Genomic DNA, 17,487 nt, shown 5'->3' on the forward strand with positions numbered 1-17,487 from the left:
GCCAGCACAGGCAAGCCTCAGCCCGCAGAACGCCACCAGGATGGTGAACACCCAGATGCACATGAACAACCTCTCTCCCGCGAGCGGCCTCTACACCGGCGCGCCGGTGGACAGCCGCTACGTCATCCCGCGCTTCGTCGAGCGCACCTCGCAGGGCGTGCGCGAGTACGACCCGTACGCGAAGCTCTTCGAGGAGCGCATCATCTTCCTCGGCGTGCAGATCGACGACGCCTCCGCCAACGACGTCATGGCGCAGCTGCTGTGCCTGGAGTCGATGGACCCGGACCGCGACATCTACCTGTACATCAACAGCCCCGGTGGTTCCTTCACCGCGCTGACGGCGATCTACGACACGATGCAGTTCGTGAAGCCGGACATCTCGACGGTCTGCATGGGCCAGGCGGCCTCCGCCGCCGCCGTCCTGCTCGCCGCCGGTGCGCCCGGCAAGCGCATGGCGCTGCCGAACGCACGCGTGCTGATCCACCAGCCCTCGGGCGGTACCGGCCGTGAGCAGCTCTCCGACCTGGAGATCGCGGCCAACGAGATCCTGCGCATGCGTGACCAGCTGGAGAACATGCTGGCCACGCACTCCTCGACGCCGATCGAGAAGATCCGCGACGACATCGAGCGCGACAAGATCCTCACGGCCCAGGACGCGCTGGCGTACGGCCTGATCGACCAGGTCGTCGCGACCCGTAAGACTTCGAACTGATCCTTGCCGTCAGTTGGCGTGGGCACGTCGCCGGATTGGGCGATGTGAACCACGTCAAGGGGGCCCCGCTCGGGGCCCCCGGCAAGGTACCGTCGGATATGAGGCACCAGGAGCGCTGAACCAGGCGTCTCCCAGGCGAAGGGGAAGCACCTCGTGGCACGCATCGGTGATGGCGGCGACCTGCTCAAGTGCTCGTTCTGCGGAAAGAGCCAGAAGCAGGTGAAGAAGCTCATCGCGGGACCCGGTGTGTACATCTGCGACGAGTGCATCGACCTCTGCAACGAGATCATCGAAGAGGAACTCGCGGAGACCTCCGAGGTTCGCTGGGAAGAACTTCCCAAGCCCCGTGAGATCTACGAGTTCCTGGAGAGCTACGTCGTCGGCCAGGAGCCGGCGAAGAAGGCGCTCTCCGTTGCTGTGTACAACCACTACAAGCGCGTCCAGGCCGGCGAGAACGGCGGCGGGACGGGCCGTGACGACGCGATCGAGCTCGCGAAGTCCAACATCCTGCTGCTGGGCCCCACGGGCTCGGGCAAGACGCTGCTGGCCCAGACGCTGGCCCGGATGCTCAATGTCCCGTTCGCCATCGCGGACGCGACGGCGCTGACGGAGGCCGGGTACGTCGGCGAGGACGTCGAGAACATCCTGCTCAAGTTGATCCAGGCCGCTGACTACGACGTCAAGAAGGCCGAGACCGGGATCATCTACATCGACGAGATCGACAAGGTCGCCCGCAAGAGCGAGAACCCGTCGATCACGCGCGACGTGAGCGGTGAGGGCGTGCAGCAGGCCCTCCTGAAGATCCTGGAAGGCACGACCGCTTCCGTACCGCCGCAGGGCGGCCGTAAGCACCCGCACCAGGAATTCATCCAGATCGACACGACGAACGTGCTGTTCATCGTGGGCGGCGCCTTCTCCGGTCTGGAGCGCATCATCGAATCGCGCGCCGGCGCCAAGGGCATCGGCTTCGGGGCGACCATCCGCTCGAAGCGCGAGATCGAGGCGAGCAACCAGTTCCAGGAGGTCATGCCGGAGGACCTGGTGAAGTTCGGGATGATCCCCGAGTTCATCGGCCGTCTGCCCGTCATCACCTCCGTGCACAACCTGGACCGCGAGGCCCTGCTCCAGATCCTCATCGAGCCGCGCAACGCCCTGGTGAAGCAGTACCAGCGGCTGTTCGAACTCGACGGCGTGGAGCTGGAGTTCGAGCACGAGGCCCTCGAAGCCATCGCAGACCAGGCGATCCTCCGCCAGACCGGCGCGCGCGGCCTGCGCGCCATCATGGAAGAGGTCCTGATGTCGGTGATGTACGAGGTTCCGTCCCGCAAGGACGTGGCCCGCGTGGTCATCACCTCGGACGTGGTCCGCTCCAACGTCAACCCGACGCTGGTCCCGCGGATCGTTCCGAAGGACCAGGGGCCGCAGGAGAAGTCGGCTTAACAGCAGGCAGCAGGCACGAGGAAGGGGCGCCCCCGACACGGGAGGCGCCCCTTTTTCATGCCCAAGATCATCCAAATGAGACATGTTCGGCCATAGGGGTGATATTTAATGGACTCCGCAAACGGTGAGTGATCAACTGCTGCCCGGCGGTAATTCACTTGAGCGGGGAGTTGTCGATGATCAAGGTGCGGCGGACGGTCGGGATCCTGGCGGCAACGGTAATGGCAGGTGCGCTGCCCGTCCTCGTGGCATCGCCCGCGCACGCCACGTACGGCGACTGCGCCAACTACATGCGGAACATGGGCTACAAGGTCGGGCCCAACGTGATCTCCGCGTGCGAGCGGGGTGCGACCAGGGGCCTGAACGCCGTCATCGGCAGGTCTGCTTGCCAAGGCCTCCTGGTGCAAGCGGGAGTGCCGAACGCGAATCACATTCAGGAAGCGTGCTACCAGGCCTCGCGTCGAGCGTGAACTCGCCGGTGTACGGCGAAAGGCACTGATGCGCCACGGCACGGCGCGGCGCCGGACCCGACCCGGCCCAGGTGACCGCGCTCAGTGGCGAGCACCCGTACCCGGGGGCCGAGCCCGCGCCCTGAGCTGGTCAGCGCCTCCCGCGCGCGATGGGGGAGCCTCAACCTGCGGACGGACGGGGTGTCTGTCGATCCGTCAAATCTTGGTGCGTGACGTGTTGTACAGCTTTGCGGCCAGCTCGGACACGTCCTCGAGCGAACCGCTGCTGCCCCCGGTCACGCCTGCGATCTGGTCGACGAGACTGGTCCCGGACATGACGGAATAGTCGGCCCAGGCGCAGCTGGGGATCGTCATCTCCTTCGGCATTCCGGGCTTGACGTCCTTGGTGGCGGTCATCTTGATCTCGACGCACTTCATCACGGCACCCTTGAACCCGCTCGGCGTGAACGTCTTCGGGGTGCCGACCAGCCCGTACTTGAACCCGAGCGTCTCGGCCTCTTTGTTGTTCAGGCCGATGTTGGCGTAGTAGGAGTCGACGCTCTTCTCCGGGTCGGCGATTTCGCCCCACAGTCCATTGGCGCTGAGGATCTTGCCCTTGCCGCTCGGGCTGTTGGAGTACGAAGCCGACGCGTTGTGCGGCTTCTGCACACCGAGAGCCTCGGCCTTCGCCTTCTGCTCTCCCGCCAGAGGGGCGTCCGGCACGGGCTTCGACGTCGATGCCTGTGCGTACCCCGCGACGACCTGCGGGTAGGTCAACTTGTAGCCCTTGGTGGAGGCGGAGACGCCACCGTTGCCGGCGCCCGCACCCAGGAACCAGTACGCGCCGCCGCCGATCACGGCGACCGCCAGGACCACCGCGATGATCACGCCGGCCTTCGACTTCTTCGGGGCCTGCGGGGGCGTCCCGCCGTACGGAGGCTGCTGCTGGTAGCCGCCGTACGGAGCCTGCTGCTGGGGGAAGCCGGGCTGCTGCTGCGGGTAGCCCTGTTGGGGAACTCCCTGGGGGGCCTGCTGCGGGTAGCCGTAGCCCGGCTGCTGCCCGTAAGGCCCGGGCTGCTGCCCGTACGGTCCCGGCTGCTGCTGCGGCTGCTGCCCGTAGGGCCCCGGCTGCTGCGGCTGCTGGCCTCCGTACGGCCCCGGCTGGTTGTAGCTCATCCCGCGTCCCCCCATGAGGTTGTTTATGCGTCCCACACATCCTGGCGGAAGCCGGAGGGGCACAGGGCGCCGGGCCCCGGTAAAGCCGGTTTCATGACTGGACTGTTACCGCTCTAAACTGTGCCGCGTGACCGAGAACCCGCAGACACCCAGCAGCCCCGACTCCGAACTGCCGACCGCCTACGCGCCGGCCGCCGTAGAGGGGAAGCTCTACGAGCGCTGGGTAGAGCGTGGGTACTTCGAGGCGGACGAGAAGAGCGAGAAGCCTCCCTACGCCATCGTCATCCCGCCGCCGAACGTCACCGGCAGCCTCCACCTGGGGCACGCCTTCGAGCACACGCTGATCGACGCCCTCACCCGCCGCAAGCGCATGCAGGGCTACGAGACCCTGTGGCAGCCCGGCATGGACCACGCGGGCATCGCCACCCAGAACGTCGTCGAGCGCGAGCTCGCCAAGGAGGGCAAGTCCCGCCACGACCTGGGCCGCGAGGCCTTCGTCGAGCGCGTCTGGCAGTGGAAGGGCGAGTCCGGCGGCCAGATCTCCGGCCAGATGCGTCGCCTCGGCGACGGCGTCGACTGGGCGCGCGAGCGCTTCACCATGGACGAGGGCCTGTCCGAGGCCGTCCAGACCATCTTCAAGAAGCTCTACGACGACGAGCTGATCTACCGCGCCGAGCGCATCATCAACTGGTGCCCCCGCTGCCTGACCGCGATCTCCGACATCGAGGTCGAGTACCAGGACGACGAGGGCGAGCTCGTCTCCATCCGCTACGGCGACGGCGACGCCTCCATCGTCGTGGCGACCACCCGCGCCGAGACGATGCTCGGTGACACCGCCGTCGCGGTCCACCCCGAGGACGAGCGCTACAAGCACCTCGTCGGCACCGAGATCGAGCTGCCGCTGACCGGCCGCCGCATCCCGGTCGTCGCCGACGAGCACGTCGACCCCGAGTTCGGCACCGGCGCCGTCAAGGTGACCCCGGCGCACGACCCGAACGACTTCGAGATCGGCCAGCGCCACGGCCTGCCCAACCTCGCCGTCATGGACGAACACGCCGTCATCACCGTCCACGGCCCCTTCCAGGGCCTGGACCGGCTGGAGGCCCGCTCCGCCATCGTCGCCGCGCTGCGCGCCGACGGCCGGATCGTCGCCGAGAAGCGCCCGTACACCCACTCGGTCGGCCACTGCTCGCGCTGCAAGACCACCATCGAGCCCCGCCTGTCGCTGCAGTGGTGGGTCAAGGTCGGCCCGCTCGCCAAGGCCGCCGGTGACGCGGTCCGCGACGGCCGGGTCAAGATCCACCCGCAGGAGATGGAGAAGCGCTACTTCGACTGGGTCGACAACCTGCACGACTGGTGCATCTCGCGCCAGCTGTGGTGGGGCCACCGCATCCCGGTCTGGTACGGCCCGAACGGCGAGATCGTCTGCGTCGGCCCCGACGAGCAGCCGCCGGCCGGCGAGGGCTGGACCCAGGACACGGACGTCCTGGACACCTGGTTCTCCTCAGGCCTGTGGCCGTTCTCCACGCTCGGCTGGCCGCAGCAGACGGACAGCCTGGCGAAGTTCTACCCGAACGCCGTCCTGGTCACCGGCTACGACATCCTCTTCTTCTGGGTCGCCCGGATGATGATGTTCGGCCTGTACGCGATGGACGGCACTCCGCCGTTCGGCACCATCGCCCTGCACGGCATGGTCCGCGACGAGCGCGGCAAGAAGATGTCGAAGTCCTTCGGCAACGCGGTCAACCCGCTGGACTGGATGGACAAGTACGGATCCGACGCGGTCCGCTTCACCCTGGCGCGCGGCGCCAACCCGGGCGTCGACGTCCCGATCGGCGAGGACTGGGTCCAGGCCTCCAGCAAGTTCGCCAACAAGATCTGGAACGCCACCCGCTTCGCGATGATGAACGGCGCCACGATCGAGGGCGAGCTGCCGCCGGTCGAGGAACTGTCCGCCACCGACCGCTGGGTGCTGTCCCGTCTGAACAAGACGGTCGCGCAGGTCGACGCGTACTACGAGGACTACCAGTTCTCGAAGCTGTCGGACGCCCTCTACCACTTCGCGTGGGACGAGGTCTTCGACTGGTACGTCGAGCTGTCGAAGACGACCTTCTTCGCGGGCGGCGAGCAGGCCAAGGTCTCCGGCCGGGTTCTCGGCGAGGTCCTCGACGTCATGCTGCGGCTCCTGCACCCGGTGGTCCCCTTCGTCACGGAGACGCTGTGGACCACGCTGACCGGCGGCGAGTCCCTGGTGATCGCCGACTGGCCCAAGGCTGTGTCCGTTCCTGGGGCTGACGCCCCGGGCGGCTTCCGCGACGCGGCCGCCGAGGCCGAGATCGAGGGCGTCCAGAGCCTGGTCAGGGAGGTCCGCCGGTTCCGCAAGGAGCAGGGCCTCGACGACAAGCAGAAGGTCCCGGCCCGCCTGGACCTGTCCGCCACCGCGCTGGCCGCCCACGAGGCCGCCATCCGTCAGGTGCTGCGCCTCCAGCCGGAGGGTGACGCCTTCAGCGCCACCGCGACCCTTCCGGTCGGCGGCGGCACCGTCGCGCTCGACCTGTCGGGCACCATCGACATCCCGGCGGAGCGCAAGCGGCTGAGCAAGGACCTGGCCGCCGCCGAGAAGGAGAAGCAGCAGGCCGAGGCGAAGCTGGGGAACGAGGCGTTCATCGCCAAGGCCCCCGACAACGTCGTGGACAAGATCAAGGGCCGCCTGACCAAGGCCGAGGGCGACATCACCCGGATCCAGGCCCAGCTGGACGCGCTGCCCCCCGCGTAGCCGCCCGGAGTACGTACGAAGGCCCCCACGCCGTCGGTCGACGTGGGGGCCTTCGGCGTATGCCTTCCCCGGACGGGACCGGCCGTCACAGCAGCCGGGTACCGAACTTCGTCAGGATGAGCGCCACGACCACCCCGTACAGGGCCAGCGGGACGAACCAGTGCGGCAGCGCCCGCAGCCGGGAGCCGGCCGGGGCCAGGTGGCGGGTGACGTACCAGAACAGCGGGATCATCACCGCCCAGACGACCATGCACCACGGGCACAGTGCCCCGATCACGTACAGGCACTGGCTGATCAGCCACACCGTGAAGGCGAACCCGGCCGCGATCCCGGCCCACAGGCCGCGCCACAGCAGACGGGGGAGCACCGCCCCGGCGACCAGGGCCGCGCCCAGAGCGGCGAGGGCCGCGAAGCCGGCGATGCCGAGCAGCATGTTGGGGAAGCCGAGCAGGTTGCCCTGCCAGGTGGTCATCACGTCGCCGCAGCTCAGCACCGCGTTGAGGTTGCAGCCCGGGGTGAAGAGCGGGTCCTCCAGGGTGCGGATGCGGTCGTAGGTGAGGACGCCGGAGGCCAGGGTGCCGATGAGGCCGCCGATGAGCAGGAGCAGCGGGACGCCCCGGGAGGGGCGGTCGGGGCCGGTTTCCTCGGGGCTCGGCCGGGGGCTCGTTCGGAGGGTCGTTCGCGGGGTCATTCCTTCGACGCTACGGAAGGCGGGCGTCCCGGCGGCAGGGCCATCCGGCCATGGCCGGACCGGTTGGAAGTGCCGTATATCACTGCATGACGGGCGCCGACGACGCGGTTCCCCGGCGCGGACCCCGGATGATGGGGGACATGCACGTCAAGCCCGCCGCCCGCGCATTCCACCGGGCCATGGCCTCAGGCCGCCGGTTCAGCGAGAGCTGGAGCGGGTCGCCGCGGGCGATGGACGTGCTCACGGCAATCGGCTGTTTCGGCCTGATGGCGCTGGACCTGCCGGGTCTGGCGGCCGCCGACAACTCCCTGAACGGCCCGCTCGCCGTCGTGGTGCTGACCGCGGGCTGTCTCACCCTCCTGGTGCGCCGGCGGGCGCCTTGGATCGCCTACCTCACCGCGCTGCTCTTCATCGGCTGGCTGCACGAGCTCACCCTGATCCAGTTCGCCCTCTACTCGGTCGGGCGCTACCGCGGCCGCCGCACCGGGATCCTCGCGACCCTCGGGTACGTGGCCTTCACGCTCGTGGTGTTCGCCGTGCCGGGCTGGCCCGAGCCGAGGGTCGGGACGCTCAGTTCCTTCCTCAGCCTCGTGGTGCCCATCGGGGTGCTGGCCTCGGCCGTGGGCATCGCCGCCTACCGCCACGACCTCGTGCGCGAGCTCGACACCCGGCGCGCCGAGTCGGCCGTCCTGCAGGCCGTCCAGCAGGAGCGGACCTCCGTGGCCCGCGACGTCCACGACTTCGTCGGGCGGGAGCTGACCCTGCTGACGGTCCGCTCCGAGGTGCTGTCGATGCGCTCGCGCGAGACGGCGTACGCGAAGGACTTCGAGGAGCTCGCCGACACCGCCCGCCGGGCCCACCTGGTGCTCAACGAGATCATCGTGCAGCGTGGGGAACGGGCGGCCACCCCGGGCGTGGACGGGCTGGCGGCGCTCGCGGAGGAGAGCGGGCGCGCGGGGTCACCCGTACGGCTGGATCTGGATCCGGATGTGCACGGGCTGTCGCCGCTGAGGCAGGCGGCGGTCTACCGGGTGGTGCAGGAGTGCCTGACCAACGCCGCCAAGCACGCCCGGGGCGAGACCATCGAGGTGTCCATCGCGGCGCACGGCCCGCAGCTGCGGATCGCCGTCAGCAACGGGCTGGCGACGCGCGGCCCGGGCCGGGCCCCCGTCTCGGCGGGCTCGGGCACGGCGAGCATGTCCGAGCGCGTGCGCAGTCTGGGCGGAACCCTGACGGCGTCGCGCACGGAGGACTCGTACGAGGTCGTCGCGACCCTCCCCAAGGGCTGAGGCGAGGTCCGCAGGATCAGGGCGACGTCCGCCAGGATTGGAGCGACGTCCGCAGGGCCAGCGCGACGTCCGCCCCGTCGTGAAGCCCCGCGCGCTACGCCCGCGCCGGTGCCAGCAGGCTGCTGAGCGCGTCCATGTCCTCCACGCAGCGGCCCGATCCCAGTGCCACGCAGTCCAGCGGGTCGTCCGCCACGGAGACCGGGATCCCGGTCGAGGCGGCCATCCGCAGGTCCAGGCCGGGCAGCAGGGCGCCGCCGCCGGTCAGGACGATGCCACGCTCCATGACGTCGCCGGACAGTTCGGGAGGGCATTGCTCCAGGGTGGTGCGCACCGCCGCGATGATCGCCTCGATCGGCTCGTCGAGGGCGGCCCGCACGTCGCGCGCGTCGAGCTGGAGCGTCTGGGGCATGCCGCCGACCTTCTCGCGGCCCCGCACCGTGAAGGTGGCGGTCTCCAGGTCCGGCCGGTCCGGCACCGGCCATGCCGAGCCGATGGCCATCTTGACGTCCTCGGCGGTGCGGTCGCCGATGAGCAGGGAGTGCTCCTTGCGGACCCGGTCGGTGATCGCGGCGTCCAGCCGGTCGCCGCCGACCCGCAGGGACTGCGAGGTGACGATGCCGCCCAGTGAGATGACCGCCACCTCGGAGGTGCCGCCGCCGATGTCGACGACCATCGAGCCGCGCGGTTCGGACACCGGGAGCCCGGCGCCGATCGCCGCGGCCATCGGTTCCTCGATCAGGTGCACGGTCTTGGCTCCGGCCCGGGTGGAGGCGTGGATGATGGCCCGCCGTTCCACCGGGGTGACCCCGGAGGGTACGCAGATCACCATGCGGGTGCGCACCCGGCGGCCGGGGACGGCCTTGCGGACGAAGTGCCGGATCATTTCCTCGGCGGCCTCGTAGTCGCAGATCACGCCGTCCTTGAGGGGGCGGATCGCGGTGATGGAGCCGGGAGTGCGGCCGATGGTCTCCTTGGCCTCGGTGCCCACGGCCAGTGCGGTGGTGGTGCCCGCCCTGACGGCGACCACGGACGGCTCATTGAGGACGATGCCGTGCCCCCGTGCGTAGACGAGGGTGTTGGCGGTTCCCAGGTCCATCCCTATGTCGCGGCTGGAAGCCGTCTTGGTGGGCCCCGGCTTTTCAATGCGCGCCTGCGGCATTTGTTCCCCAATCTCCTGTCCGCAAGGCTTGCATAACGATCTGGTCGCCCTCGCCGTCGAAGGTCCCCAATGGACCAGGCCGAAAGTCCTTCCGGCCCACGTCCGTAGACTGGGTCCCGTGAGTGAGCAGCAGCCCGAGAGCCACGATGACAGCTTCGACGAATTCGACCAGATCGTGGCGGAAGAGTCCGACCGCGACCCCGACCTGGCGGTGATCGAGGCGGGCAGCCGCACCCTGCGCGCGCAGGCCGGTCCGCCCCAGGGCGACGCGGTACCCGAAGAGCCCGCCGACCCCGAGGTGGCCAAGGCGCTGAGGGAGGTGGAACAGGAGCTGGCCGGCCGCTGGGGCGAGACCAAGCTGGAGCCGTCCGTCACGCGGATCGCCGCGCTGATGGACGTCCTGGGCGAGCCGCAGCGCGCGTACCCCTCCATCCACGTCACCGGCACCAACGGCAAGACGAGCACCGCCCGCATGATCGAAACCCTGCTGAACGCCTTCGAGCTGCGCACGGGCCGCTACACCAGCCCGCACGTGCAGTCGGTCACCGAGCGGATCAGCCTCGACAGTGCGCCGATCACCGCCGAGCGCTTCGTCGAGACCTTCCACGACATCAAGCCCTACGTGGACATGGTGGACGCGGCCGAGGAGTTCCGGCTGTCGTTCTTCGAGGTCCTCACCGGCATGGCCTACGCGGCCTTCGCGGACGCGCCCGTGGACGCGGCCGTGATCGAAGTCGGCATGGGCGGCACCTGGGACGCGACGAACGTGATCGACGGCGCGGTCGCCGTGATCACCCCGATCAGCCTGGACCACACGGACCGGCTCGGATCCACGACCGGCGAGATCGCGACGGAGAAGGGCGGGGTCATCAAGCAGGGCGCCACCGTGATCCTGGCGCAGCAGCCGGTGGACGCGGCGCAGGTGCTGCTGAAGAAGGCCGTGGAGGTCGACGCGACCGTGGCCCGCGAGGGCATGGAGTTCGGCGTCGTCACCCGCGAGGTCGCGGTGGGCGGGCAGCAGCTGACGCTGCGCGGGCTGGGCGGCGAGTACGACGGGATCTTCCTGCCGCTGTACGGCGCCCACATGGCGCACAACGCGGCGGTCGCCCTGGCGGCGGTCGAGGCCTTCTTCGGAATCGGCGCGGCCCACGCGCGGCCGCTGGACGTGGAGACCGTGCGAAAGGCCTTCGCCTCGGTGACCTCGCCCGGCCGCATGGAGGTCGTGCGGCGCAGCCCGACGGTGGTCCTGGATGCGGCGCACAACCCGGCGGGGGCGCGGGTCACGGCGGAGGCGGTGACCGAGGCCTTCGGCTTCAGCCGGCTCGTCGGGGTCGTGGGCGCGAGCGAGGGCAAGGACGTGCGCGGGTTCTTCGAGGCCTTCGAGCCGATCTTCGCGGAGGTCGTGATCACGGAGAACACCAGCCACCGGGCGATGTCCGCCGACGATCTGGCGGCCATCGCGGTCGAGGTCTTCGGCGTGGACCGGGTCCAGGTGGAGCCGCGGCTGGACGACGCCCTGGAGGCGGCGATCACGCTGGCGGAGGAAGAGGCGGAGTACGGAGGGGCCGGAGTCCTGGTGACCGGGTCCGTGATCACGGTGGGCGAGGCCCGCCTGCTGCTGAAGAGGGGCTGAGGGATGCGCACGCTGTGTGCTTCGACGCTGATCGGCGAGTTCTTCGTGATCGGCTTCGCCGGGCTGGTCGCGATGAAGGGGGATCTGAGCCAGGCCGCGGTCTGGACGGTCTGCGGGATCGCGATGCTGCTGTCGGTACTGCTGTGCGGGATGCTCTCGCGCCCCGGGGCCGTCCAGATCGGCTGGGCCCTGCAGATCGGTCTGGTGCTGAGCGGGTTCGTCGTGCCGATGATGTTCATCCTCGGCGTGGTGTTCGCGGGCCTGTGGTGGTGCTCGGTCCACTACGGCCGCCGCATCGACGAGATCAAGGCCCGCTGGGCCGCCCAGGCCCAGGCCGAGGCGTAGGCCGGGGCACCTGTAGCCTCGTCGGACCGCACCCGTATGCCGCAAGGAGTTACCCATATGACCCAGCGCACGCTCGTCCTCCTCAAGCCCGACGCCGTTCGTCGCGGCCTGATCGGCGAGATCGTCGGCCGTATCGAGCGGAAGGCCGGCTGGACCATTCCCGCGCTGGAGCTGCGCACGCTGGACCAGGAGACCCTGGAGGCGCACTACGGCGAGCACAAGGGCAAGGTGTTCTACGAGCCGCTCATGGGCTTCATGGCGAGCGGCCCGGTCGTGGCCCTGGTCGTCGAAGGGGAGCGCGTGATCGAGGGTGTCCGCCAGTTGGCCGGACCCACTGACCCGATTGCCGCCGCACCCGGCTCCATCCGGGGTGACTTCGGTACCGTCACCCGGGAGAACCTGATCCACGCGTCGGACTCCGAGGAGTCCGCAGAGCGTGAGCTGAAGCTGTTCTTCCCGGCGCTCTGATCACTCTTTTCTGACGCAACATCAGCCGAATAGCGCTCATGACCTGGGGCGACCGAAGTAATTTCGGTCGCCCTGCGGTATTACCGGGCGTATTCGGGAACGCATGGACAGGACACGACGTCACCACTAAGGGGGCGGGTAACCGTTCCGGCGGTATCGCCGGAGTCCCGTCGCGCGGTGTCCGTACTCGCGGCACTACGATGGGGCCTCCACCCACACACCCGCCTCGCCGACCTGACAGCAGCCGCTATCAACTGGAAGGCCAGACGCTCCTCATGGGGAACAAGGGGAACTACATGTCGTTCATCGGCCGTGACATGGCGATCGACCTCGGGACCGCCAACACGCTGGTGTACGTGAGGGGCCGGGGAATCGTCCTGAACGAGCCGTCCGTGGTCGCCATCAACACGAACACCGGTGGCATCCTGGCGGTCGGCACCGAGGCGAAGAAGATGATCGGGCGCACGCCCGGCAACATCGTCGCCGTGCGGCCCCTCAAGGACGGCGTGATCGCCGACTTCGAGATCACCGAGCGGATGCTCCGGTACTTCATCCTCAAGATCCACAAGCGCCGCTACCTGGCCCGCCCGCGCGTCGTGGTCTGCGTGCCCTCCGGCATCACGGGAGTGGAGCGCCGCGCCGTCATCGAGGCGTCCACGCAGGCCGGTGCCCGCCAGGTGCACATCATCGAGGAGCCGATGGCCGCCGCCATCGGCGCGGGCCTGCCAGTCCACGAAGCCACCGGCAACATGGTCGTGGACATCGGCGGCGGCACCACCGAGGTGGCCGTCATCTCCCTCGGCGGAATCGTCACGGCACAGTCCATCCGGGTGGCCGGCGACGAGCTCGACAACGCGATCATCCAGCACATCAAGAAGGAGTACTCGCTCCTCCTCGGTGAGCGCACCGCCGAGCAGATCAAGATCACTATCGGGTCGGCGTACGACCTCGACAAGGACGAGCACACCGAGATCCGCGGCCGCGACCTGGTCTCGGGCCTGCCCAAGACCGTCGTGATCTCGGCCGCCGAGGTCCGCAAGGCGATCGAGGAGCCGGTCAACGCCATCGTCGACGCGGTCAAGACCACCCTCGACAAGTGCCCGCCGGAGCTCTCCGGCGACATCATGGACCGCGGCATCGTCCTCACCGGAGGCGGCGCCCTGCTGCGAGGCCTCGACGAGCGGCTGCGCCGCGAGACGGGCATGCCGATCCACATCGCCGAGGATCCGCTCGACTCCGTCGCGCTCGGATCCGGCAAGTGCGTAGAGGAGTTCGAGGCGCTCCAGCAGGTGCTGGACGCCCAGCCCCGGCGCTGATCCGGCCCGCCGCGAGGCGGTGGAACACAAATGATCCGCCGTACGGGTGCTGCCGGGCCCGTGCGGCGGATCGTTGATATACAGGCAAGGTCCGGTTCGAGCCCCGGCTCCACCGGAGCGGCTTCGCCGCACAGGTAACTATGAGGAAGGCACGGCCGCCGCACGTGAGGGACACACGAGAAAGCCGGCTGCTCCTGGTGCTTCTGATCGCCATCGCGTTCGCGTTGATCACGGTGGACATCAGGACGGGCGAGGACTCGCCGGTCGACGGTGCCCGGCAGGCCGCCGCAGCGGTCTTCGGGCCGGTCGAAAAGGGCGTGGCGAAGGGTGTCGACCCGGTCGCCAACGCCATAGGGGCGGTACGGGACTCCGGCGAGCGGCACAACCGCATCGCTTCGCTGGAGCGCGAGAACGCGGCGCTCAAGGCCAAGCTGGGCAGCGACGACCAGACCCGCAGCCGGATCCGGGAGCTCGACGAGATGCTCAAGCGGGCCGGCGCCGGGCAGTACGGCATCAAGGGCGCCGAGGTCATCGCCATAGGAGCGGCCCAGGGCTTCTCCTGGACGGTCACCATCGACGCGGGCAGCAAGGACGGCATCGAGCGCGACATGACCGTCCTCAACGGGGACGGACTCGTCGGCCGGGTCTCCACCGTGGGCCCCGACACCGCCACGGTGGTCCTCGCCAACGACCCCGACTTCACCGTCGGCACCCGCCTGGAGAAGACCGGCGAACTGGGCTTCGCCACTGGTCAGGGCGACCGGGCGCTCTCCGTGCAGATGCTCAACGGCAAAGCCAAGATCAACACGGGTGACCGCCTCGTCACCTTCGGCTCGCGCGGCAACAAGCCCTTCGTCCCCGGCGTCCCGATCGGCGAGGTGGTCAAGGTCGACCCCTCGCGCGGCGACCTGACCCGCACGATCTGGGTCCGCCCGTTCGTCGGCTTCTCGCGCCTGGACATCGTCGGCGTCGTGGTGATGCCCCCGCGCGAGGATCCCCGCGACGCGGTCCTGCCGCCCAAGCCCGAGGCACCCAAGCCCACCCCGACGGTCACCGTCACGGTGACGCCGTCAACCGGCGCGTCCGCGTCCGGCAAGCCGGTCGACGAGTAGGAGCCGATCACCATGCGTTTCAACCGGATCCTCCTCTCGGGCACGCTCGTCGTGGTCGCCCTCGTCGTCCAGGTCTCCGTCCTCGGCCGGCTCCAACTCCCCGGAGCCGTACCCGACCTGGTCCTCCTCACCGTCGTCGCCCTCGCACTCGTGTACGGGAGCGTCAGCGGCGCACTCATCGGCTTCACCGCCGGCCTCCTCACGGACCTGGCCCCGCCCGCCGACCACGCGGCCGGCCGCTACGCGCTCGTGCTCTGCGTCATCGGCTACGTCGCCGGCCTGGTCCGCCCCGACACCGGACGCTTCCGCTCCGCCTGGGGCCCGATGCTCACCGTCGTCGGCGCAGCCTTCGCCTCCACCCTGCTCTACGCGGGTGTCGGCGCCCTGGTCGGCGACACCGCCGCCCGCCACGTGGGACTGACCGGACTGCTGTTCACGGCGGTCCTCTACGACCTGCTGCTCGCGCCCTTCACCGTGCCGTTCATCATGGCGCTGGCCCGTCGCGCGGAGAACGACCCGATGGCCGTCGACGCCAACGGGGGCCCGCCGAAGGGCAAGGACATCGCCTCCGGCTGGCTGGCCGGCAGTACCGGGCTGCGGATCGGCAGCCAGCGCGGCGGCCTGCGCATGAAGACGGCCCGCAGCCGCGCCAACCGGGCCGGCCGGATAAAGGGCGTCAAGGGAATCAAGGGTGTGAAGAGCGTCAAGAAGCTGTGAGGGAGGAGTCCACGTGACCAACATTGCGGAAACCGGCCGAACTTCCCGGGTTCGGATCCGGCTCGTGATCATCCAGGTGCTCGTCTTCTCCCTGTTCCTCACGCTCGGCGGGCGCCTCTGGTACCTCCAGATCCGCAACGGCGACGAGTACTCCGACGAGGCCAAGAACAACCACGTCCAGCAGGTGGTCCAGCCGGCGGTGCGCGGCTCCGTCCTTGACGCCCGCGGGGTCGCCCTCGCCGACAACGAGACCCGCCTGGTCGTCTCCGCCAGCCGCACCGAGCTGATGAAGATGAAGGACCGCGGCAAGACGGTGCTCGCCCGGCTCGCGGGCGTCCTCGACATAAGGTCACAGGACGTCTCCGACAAGGTCCGGCTCTGCAACAACGAGACGCCGCAGCCCTGCTGGAACGGCTCCCCGTACCAGCCCATCCCGGTCACCAACAAGGCCACCACCCAGCAGGCCTTGCAGATCCGCGAGCGCCCCGAGGACTTCCCGGGGATCACCGCCGAGCCCACCGCCGTACGCCGCTACCCGGCCCCCGGCGGCGCCAACACCGGGCAGGTCCTCGGCTACCTCTCCCCGGTCACCGACGACGAGATCGTCAGGGCGAAGGACACCAACTCGCCGTTCCTGCGCTCCGACCAGGTCGGCCGCTTCGGCATCGAGCGCACGTACGACAAGGAACTGCGCGGGAAGGCGGGCGTCACCCGCTACGAGGTGGACAACCTCGGCCGGGTCATCGGCATGGCCAGGAACGACCGGGCGGTCCCCGGCGCCAACCTCGTCACCAGCATCGACGCCCGGGTCCAGGGAGTGGCCGAGTACGAGCTGAACGCGGCCATGCTGGAGGCGCGCAAGCAGATCGACCGCAACACCAGCGTCCCCTACAAGGCCGACGCGGGCGCCATCGTCGTCATGGAGTCCAAGACCGGCCGCATCGTGGCCATGGCCTCCAACCCCACCTACGACCCGAACGTGTGGGTCGGCGGTATCTCCGGCAAGGACTACGCCAAGCTCACCGCCAAGGACTCCAACGTCCCCCTCATGAACCGGGCCATTCAGGGCCAGGCCGCCCCCGGCTCCATCTTCAAGGTCATCCCGACGGCGGCCGCGGTCAACGCCGGATACAAGTTCGACGGCGAGTACCCCTGCCCGAGCTCGTACTCCATCGGCGGCCAGGTCTTCAAGAACTTCGAGTCCCAGGGCCACGGCTCCATCACCCTCGGCCGGGCCCTCGAAGTGTCCTGCGACACCGTCTTCTACGCCCTCGGCCACCAGCAGTGGCTCAAGGACGGCGGACTCCACCCGAAGAAGAGCCCGGCCGAGATCTTCTACAAGACCGCCCACGAGTTCGGCCTCGGCGCCGAGACCCGTGTGGACCTGCCGGGCGAGGAGAAGGGCCGCGTCCCCGACCGCGGCTGGAAGCAGCGGTTCTGGGAGGTCAACAAGGACGGGTGGTGCAAGACCGGCAAGAAGGGCGGCACCTACGTCGAGCTGCTGTCCTACGAGAACTGCCTCGAAGGCAACCTCATGCGCGCCGGCGACGCCGTCAACTACTCCATCGGCCAGGGCGACACCCTCGTCACCCCGATCCAGATGGCGACCATCTACGCGGCCATCTCCAACGGCGGCACCCTGTGGAACCCCACCATCGGCAAGGCCATCATCAGCGCCGACGGCAAGAAGATCGAAGAGATCAAGCCGCAGGCCCACGGCAAACTGCCGATGACCGAGGAAACCCGGAGCAAGATGGAGGCCGCGCTGGAAGGCGTCGCCACCCGCGGCACCGCCGCCTGGCGCTTCGGCGGCTGGCCGCAGAAGCAGATCCCGATGCACGCCAAGACCGGTACCGCGGAGGTCTACGGCAAGCAGACCACCTCGTGGTTCGCCACATACACCGCGGACTACACGATCGTGATGACGATCTCCCAGGGCGGCACCGGCTCCGGCGCCTCCGGTCCCGCGGTGCGCAACGTCTACAACGCCATCTACGGCCTCACCATGGCCGGAGTCCAGGACCCGAAGAAGGCCCTGTTGCCCAAGCCGGAGGCGAAACTGCCCAGGATCCTGCCCGACGGCAGCATCGAGAACCCCGAGATCACGCCCTACGTGCCGCCGTCCCCGGAGGAACTGGCACCGCCCGCGCTCGCCGGACCACCCGCACCACCCGCCGCGCGCCAGGACTGAGGACCGAGACCCG

15 protein-coding genes are annotated in these 17,487 nt (G+C 69.2%); 12 read left to right on the forward strand and 3 right to left on the reverse strand.

The window, feature by feature from the left end; translation table 11 throughout:
• Positions 1-40: 40 nt before the first annotated feature.
• From OTB20_RS05175 to OTB20_RS05185, 3 genes are all read left to right on the forward strand, one after another.
• A complete protein-coding gene (locus OTB20_RS05175) occupies positions 41-712 on the forward strand; it encodes an ATP-dependent Clp protease proteolytic subunit (protein ID WP_324290337.1) in 672 nt (223 codons plus the stop codon).
• Positions 713-865: 153 nt separating this feature from the next.
• Positions 866-2,152: an ATP-dependent Clp protease ATP-binding subunit ClpX gene (gene clpX, locus OTB20_RS05180; RefSeq protein ID WP_267815414.1), complete on the forward strand. Its 1,287-nt coding sequence runs from the start codon at positions 866-868 to the stop codon at positions 2,150-2,152.
• 176 nt (positions 2,153-2,328) lie between these two features.
• On the forward strand, positions 2,329-2,622 hold the full coding sequence (locus OTB20_RS05185; protein WP_267815415.1) for a hypothetical protein: 294 nt from the start codon (positions 2,329-2,331) through the stop codon (positions 2,620-2,622).
• 195 nt (positions 2,623-2,817) lie between these two features.
• Here OTB20_RS05185 and OTB20_RS05190 read toward each other — a convergent pair whose 3' ends face one another.
• Positions 2,818-3,777, reverse strand: coding sequence for a hypothetical protein (locus tag OTB20_RS05190; protein WP_267815416.1), 960 nt, complete (start codon positions 3,775-3,777; stop codon positions 2,818-2,820).
• 127 nt (positions 3,778-3,904) lie between these two features.
• Between OTB20_RS05190 and OTB20_RS05195 the strand changes: the two genes are divergently transcribed.
• Positions 3,905-6,553, forward strand: coding sequence for a valine--tRNA ligase (locus OTB20_RS05195; RefSeq protein WP_267815417.1), 2,649 nt, complete (start codon positions 3,905-3,907; stop codon positions 6,551-6,553).
• Between the two features lie 85 nt (positions 6,554-6,638).
• Here the strand turns inward: OTB20_RS05195 and OTB20_RS05200 are convergent, their stop codons facing one another.
• The gene (locus tag OTB20_RS05200; protein ID WP_267815418.1) at positions 6,639-7,244 is read right to left on the reverse strand and encodes a vitamin K epoxide reductase family protein; all 606 of its coding nucleotides are present in this window, start codon (positions 7,242-7,244) and stop codon (positions 6,639-6,641) included.
• 140 nt (positions 7,245-7,384) lie between these two features.
• Here OTB20_RS05200 and OTB20_RS05205 point away from each other — a divergent pair, with 140 nt between their 5' ends.
• On the forward strand, positions 7,385-8,533 hold the full coding sequence (locus tag OTB20_RS05205; RefSeq protein WP_267815419.1) for a sensor histidine kinase: 1,149 nt from the start codon (positions 7,385-7,387) through the stop codon (positions 8,531-8,533).
• Positions 8,534-8,627: 94 nt separating this feature from the next.
• On the opposite strand, the gene OTB20_RS05210 is transcribed toward OTB20_RS05205, so the two are convergent.
• The gene (locus OTB20_RS05210; RefSeq protein ID WP_267815420.1) at positions 8,628-9,692 is read right to left on the reverse strand and encodes a rod shape-determining protein; all 1,065 of its coding nucleotides are present in this window, start codon (positions 9,690-9,692) and stop codon (positions 8,628-8,630) included.
• Positions 9,693-9,810: 118 nt separating this feature from the next.
• Here OTB20_RS05210 and folC point away from each other — a divergent pair, with 118 nt between their 5' ends.
• The 7 genes from folC (at position 9,811) to mrdA (ending at position 17,474) form a co-directional block, all read left to right on the forward strand.
• Positions 9,811-11,325 carry a bifunctional tetrahydrofolate synthase/dihydrofolate synthase gene (folC, locus tag OTB20_RS05215; RefSeq protein ID WP_267815421.1) on the forward strand — a complete coding sequence of 505 codons (1,515 nt, stop codon included), beginning with the start codon at positions 9,811-9,813 and terminating at the stop codon, positions 11,323-11,325.
• Between the two features lie 3 nt (positions 11,326-11,328).
• Positions 11,329-11,670 carry a DUF4233 domain-containing protein gene (locus tag OTB20_RS05220; RefSeq protein ID WP_267753222.1) on the forward strand — a complete coding sequence of 114 codons (342 nt, stop codon included), beginning with the start codon at positions 11,329-11,331 and terminating at the stop codon, positions 11,668-11,670.
• A 57-nt stretch (positions 11,671-11,727) separates the two neighbouring features.
• Positions 11,728-12,138 carry a nucleoside-diphosphate kinase gene (gene ndk / locus OTB20_RS05225; protein ID WP_214950910.1) on the forward strand — a complete coding sequence of 137 codons (411 nt, stop codon included), beginning with the start codon at positions 11,728-11,730 and terminating at the stop codon, positions 12,136-12,138.
• A 296-nt stretch (positions 12,139-12,434) separates the two neighbouring features.
• Positions 12,435-13,454, forward strand: coding sequence for a rod shape-determining protein (locus OTB20_RS05230; protein ID WP_112453164.1), 1,020 nt, complete (start codon positions 12,435-12,437; stop codon positions 13,452-13,454).
• 164 nt (positions 13,455-13,618) lie between these two features.
• Positions 13,619-14,566, forward strand: coding sequence for a rod shape-determining protein MreC (gene mreC, locus OTB20_RS05235; RefSeq protein ID WP_267815422.1), 948 nt, complete (start codon positions 13,619-13,621; stop codon positions 14,564-14,566).
• A 12-nt stretch (positions 14,567-14,578) separates the two neighbouring features.
• Positions 14,579-15,283, forward strand: a complete 705-nt coding sequence (gene mreD / locus OTB20_RS05240) for a rod shape-determining protein MreD (RefSeq protein WP_267815423.1) — start codon at positions 14,579-14,581, stop codon at positions 15,281-15,283.
• A 13-nt stretch (positions 15,284-15,296) separates the two neighbouring features.
• Entirely contained in the window at positions 15,297-17,474 is a 2,178-nt protein-coding gene (mrdA, locus tag OTB20_RS05245) for a penicillin-binding protein 2 (RefSeq protein WP_267815424.1), read from the forward strand.
• Positions 17,475-17,487 lie beyond the last annotated feature (13 nt).

This window comes from Streptomyces sp. H27-H1 (assembly GCF_026627445.1).
Classification (GTDB): Bacteria; Actinomycetota; Actinomycetes; order Streptomycetales; family Streptomycetaceae; genus Streptomyces.

Excerpts from the sequence above, each read along its gene's own strand:
- OTB20_RS05175 (WP_324290337.1), top strand. The coding sequence starts at position 41 with ATGGTGAACACCCAGATGCACATGAACAACCTCTCTCCCGCGAGCGGC.
- OTB20_RS05220 (WP_267753222.1), top strand. The coding sequence starts at position 11,329 with ATGCGCACGCTGTGTGCTTCGACGCTGATCGGCGAGTTCTTCGTGATC.
- OTB20_RS05205 (WP_267815419.1), top strand. The coding sequence starts at position 7,385 with ATGCACGTCAAGCCCGCCGCCCGCGCATTCCACCGGGCCATGGCCTCA.
- OTB20_RS05200 (WP_267815418.1), bottom strand. The coding sequence starts at position 7,244 with ATGACCCCGCGAACGACCCTCCGAACGAGCCCCCGGCCGAGCCCCGAG.
- OTB20_RS05185 (WP_267815415.1), top strand. The coding sequence starts at position 2,329 with ATGATCAAGGTGCGGCGGACGGTCGGGATCCTGGCGGCAACGGTAATG.
- OTB20_RS05190 (WP_267815416.1), bottom strand. The coding sequence starts at position 3,777 with ATGAGCTACAACCAGCCGGGGCCGTACGGAGGCCAGCAGCCGCAGCAG.
- OTB20_RS05210 (WP_267815420.1), bottom strand. The coding sequence starts at position 9,692 with ATGCCGCAGGCGCGCATTGAAAAGCCGGGGCCCACCAAGACGGCTTCC.
- OTB20_RS05230 (WP_112453164.1), top strand. The coding sequence starts at position 12,435 with ATGTCGTTCATCGGCCGTGACATGGCGATCGACCTCGGGACCGCCAAC.
- ndk (WP_214950910.1), top strand. The coding sequence starts at position 11,728 with ATGACCCAGCGCACGCTCGTCCTCCTCAAGCCCGACGCCGTTCGTCGC.
- mreD (WP_267815423.1), top strand. The coding sequence starts at position 14,579 with ATGCGTTTCAACCGGATCCTCCTCTCGGGCACGCTCGTCGTGGTCGCC.